This window comes from Corynebacterium sp. HMSC036E10, assembly GCF_001836265.1.
In the GTDB taxonomy this organism is placed as follows: Bacteria; Actinomycetota; Actinomycetes; order Mycobacteriales; family Mycobacteriaceae; genus Corynebacterium; species Corynebacterium coyleae.
Genome location: NZ_KV827996.1, coordinates 62,362 through 64,809, shown reverse-complemented (window position 1 = coordinate 64,809; position 2,448 = coordinate 62,362). Strand labels below are relative to the sequence as shown.

General features: G+C 62.5%; 1 protein-coding gene, 2 tRNA genes and 2 pseudogenes. 2 read left to right on the top strand and 3 right to left on the bottom strand.

The annotated features are described in order from the left end of the window. Nucleotides 1-887, top strand: a pseudogene (locus tag HMPREF2736_RS10985) (hypothetical protein); the annotation flags it as partial. 42 nt (nucleotides 888-929) lie between these two features. Here the strand turns inward: HMPREF2736_RS10985 and HMPREF2736_RS10980 are convergent. Both HMPREF2736_RS10980 and HMPREF2736_RS10975 read right to left on the bottom strand, forming a co-directional pair. Continuing rightward, nucleotides 930-1,002, bottom strand: a tRNA-Arg gene (locus HMPREF2736_RS10980). A gap of 2 nt (nucleotides 1,003-1,004) precedes the next feature. Then, nucleotides 1,005-1,095: transfer RNA gene (locus tag HMPREF2736_RS10975), tRNA-Ser, on the bottom strand. Between the two features lie 74 nt (nucleotides 1,096-1,169). Between HMPREF2736_RS10975 and HMPREF2736_RS10970 the strand changes: the two genes are divergently transcribed. Continuing rightward, nucleotides 1,170-1,556 carry a hypothetical protein gene (locus HMPREF2736_RS10970; protein WP_070829783.1) on the top strand — a complete coding sequence of 129 codons (387 nt, stop codon included), beginning with the start codon at nucleotides 1,170-1,172 and terminating at the stop codon, nucleotides 1,554-1,556. Between the two features lie 53 nt (nucleotides 1,557-1,609). Here HMPREF2736_RS10970 and HMPREF2736_RS10965 read toward each other — a convergent pair. Then, nucleotides 1,610-2,448, bottom strand: a pseudogene (locus tag HMPREF2736_RS10965) (hypothetical protein); the annotation flags it as partial.

Sequence of the window (2,448 nt, the reverse complement as noted above, 5' to 3'; positions counted from 1 at the left end):
CGACGGTGGACATTCGCGACAACGGCTCCAACAACTCCGTGGTTGTTACCGATAATGCGAACCCGCGCGACAACTTCAACAACAACGGCAACCCGTCCGTTGTCATTACGGATAACCTGAACCCGGTTATCACGGGCAACATGAACGACAACGGGTCCAACAACGGCTCGAACAACTCCGTTGTGGTCACCAACAACGCGAACCCTGTTGTCACCGGCAACGCGAACAACAACGGTTCTGGTAACTCGGTCGTCGTCACGGACAATGCAAACCCGCGCGACAACCTGAACAACAACGGTTCCAACAACTCGGTCGTGGCGACCAACAACGCCAACCCGACCGTTGTCATCACCGGCAACGCGAACGACAACGGCTCGAACAACTCCGTTGTGGTCACGAACAACGCCAACCCGGACATCCGCGACAACGCCAACGGTGGTCTGTTCGGCAGCTCGGGTGGCTCCTCGAAGAAGGGTGGCAACGGCGACCAGCAGGGCGGCGACAAGCTCGTCGGCGCCAAGGTCAACGCCACCGGTGGGTCCTCCGACCCGCGCTGCATCGCTTCCCTCGTCGGCCTTGGTGTGCCGCTGGTCCTGATGCTGCCGCTCGCGCTGGCTAACCAGGCGGGCCTCCCGGGTCTGGGCCAGGCAAACGGCCAGGCTGGCGACATCTTCACCGCGGCCGCCCGCAACGCTGGCCTCGATCCTGCCCAGGCGATGGCAATCGGCGGCGGTATCGTCGGCCTGGTTTCCGCGCTGCTGATCGCTACCGCGGTACGCACCTGTGTCCCGGACGTGCAGAGCGTTGACATCAACGTCAACGGCTCGTCCCGCAAGGATAAGGAGGAGGCGCCGACGACGGTTGCGCCGGTCGTCGAGACGCAGTAGCCCCTCAATGCGAAAACCCCCGCTCAGCGGGGGTTTTTCTTGTGCGCCCGGAGGGATTCGAACCCCCAACCTTCTGATCCGTAGTCAGATGCTCTATCCGTTGAGCTACGGGCGCAGTGGCGGAGATGACAGGATTTGAACCTGCGGCCCCCGTCAAGGGGGCAACTCCTTAGCAGGGAGCCCCATTCGGCCACTCTGGCACATCTCCAGCGCTGTGTACACATTACCTGTATCCGGGCAAGCAGCCAAATATCACCGAAATCCGTCCGTATACTCGGCCGCATGAAAATCCACACGTGGCTCAATTCCGGACTGGCAGCACGCGACAATTCCGGCGACACCGCGGATTACCTCGTCTGGTTCCCCGCGGCACTGGACACGCTCGGCACTGGTCCGCTCACCGGCTCGCTGCATTTCACACCGAAAACATCGGTGCTGCGCGACGCGCCCGAAGGCACTGTGCTGCTCGGCATCCCAGCGGGCGACCTTCAGGGCATTCTGCCTATCGACGACACCACCACCCCCATACACCTCACCAACCCCCTCCCCCTCGAGCAGATCCAGGTCGTCGCCGGCCAGAACCGCCCGGACACCAAGCGCGCCATCGAAATCCTGCGTGACGTTCCCGGCGAGCGCCAGTTCCACACCATGCCGGAACTCTTCCCATAAAAGAGGCCGACCCCGAGGTTTAAGTCCCTCGAGGTCGGCTTTGTTGCTGGCGGTTACTTCTCCGGAGTCGTCGTCACCGGTGCCGTAGTGATCGGCATCGGTTCGGACGAACCACCCTTGATCGAGGTGAACGCCTCACCCTTCTCGTTCGAGCACCAGTCGTACAGCACGCCACCTGCAGCGACCAGACCAAGTACGCCAAGTGCGATGGTGCCGAAGCGCTGGATGTTCGGGTCGTTGCCAATCGCCTGGATCTGACGGTTCGCAGCATCGAGCTGTGCGCGGATGTCCGCGAACTGGTCGTTGTCTCGGCCGGCGCCGCCGTGGCCACGATCTGGAGTATCGCGACGCATCGCCGCCTGAATGTCAGCGTTGACCTTGGCCAACTGTTCGTTGATCGCGCCCATGTACGGACGAGCCAACTCGCCACCGACGGCACCAAGCACCGCAATCGGCACCAGGTACAGCAGCGGGGACGCCACAGCGTTAGCCACGCAACGCTCCCAGGCACCGTTGTCCGTCTTGCCGTTCGGCTGCTCAACCTTGGTGGTCGGAACCGGAACAGTTTCCGTGACGGTTTCGGTCACCGGCGGGGTCGGAACCGGAACAGTTTCGGTGACGGTCTCGGTCACCGGCGGGGTCGGAACTGGAACAGTTTCCGTGACGGTCTCGGTCACCGGCGGGGTCGGCGGGGTCTTCTCCCCCGGCTTCACACCAAGGTCAACGTCCAGGTATTCCTTACCGGACTCCACAACAACCTTGCGCGACACCTGCGACGGATCCGTCGGGGTGTAACCATCACGCGTCTTGTACTCCACGGTGTACTCACCCGGCTCGACGTCAACCTTCCAGTTGCCATCCTCATCCGTCACCGTACGGATGACCTCGTTGC

Excerpts from the sequence above, each read along its gene's own strand:
- HMPREF2736_RS10970 (WP_070829783.1), top strand. The coding sequence starts at position 1,170 with ATGAAAATCCACACGTGGCTCAATTCCGGACTGGCAGCACGCGACAAT.